1 protein-coding gene is annotated in these 676 nt (G+C 74.3%); it reads left to right on the top strand.

Annotation, left to right across the window (positions count from 1 at the left end; all coding sequences use genetic code 11):
- On the top strand, window positions 1–676 hold a 676-nt coding region (locus tag ABZY20_RS37050), incomplete at both ends, for an Ig-like domain repeat protein (protein WP_356447917.1).

The following is a 676-nucleotide window of genomic DNA, read 5'->3' as shown; positions in this document are numbered from 1 at the left end:
CCACGGTCACGGCCGTCGCCCCCGGCAGCGGCACCCCCACCGGAACGGTCACCTTCACCGGCGCCGGCCTCGACGAGACCGTGGACCTGGCCCCCGACGGCACCGCCTGCCTCACCACCAGCGTGCTGGAGACCGGCACCGTCACCGCCGTCTACAACGGCGACGCGTGCTTCGCGGGTTCGGGCGCGGCCTTCGGAGCGACGGTTGCCCAGGCGGCCAGCAGCACGACGCTGTCGGTGGACCCGAGCCTCTCGGTGTGCGGACAGACCGTCACCGTGTGCGCCACGGTCACGGCCGTCGCCCCCGGCAGCGGCACCCCCACCGGAACGGTCACCTTCACCGGCCCCGGCGGACTGAACCAGACCGTGGACCTGGCCCCCGACGGCACCGCCTGCCTCACCACCAGCGGGCTGGAGACCGGCATCGTCAGCGCCATCTACCTCGGTGACGCGTGCTTCACCCCGTCGACGGGCACGGCGGACGTGTCGGTCGACCCGGCGGCGAGCACGGTGTCGGTGACGGTCGATCCGACTCCCTCGGTGTGCGGACAGACCGTCACCGTGTGCGCCACGGTCACGGCCGTCGCCCCCGGCAGCGGCACCCCCACCGGAACGGTCACCTTCACCGGCGCCGGCCTCGACGAGACCGTGGACCTGGCCCCCGACGGCACCGCCTG

It is taken from the genome of Streptomyces sp. NPDC006624, from assembly GCF_040611555.1.
Classification (GTDB): Bacteria; Actinomycetota; Actinomycetes; order Streptomycetales; family Streptomycetaceae; genus Streptomyces.
The sequence above is the reverse complement of the archived record's forward strand: the minus strand, read 5'-3'. Positions and strand labels throughout refer to the sequence as shown.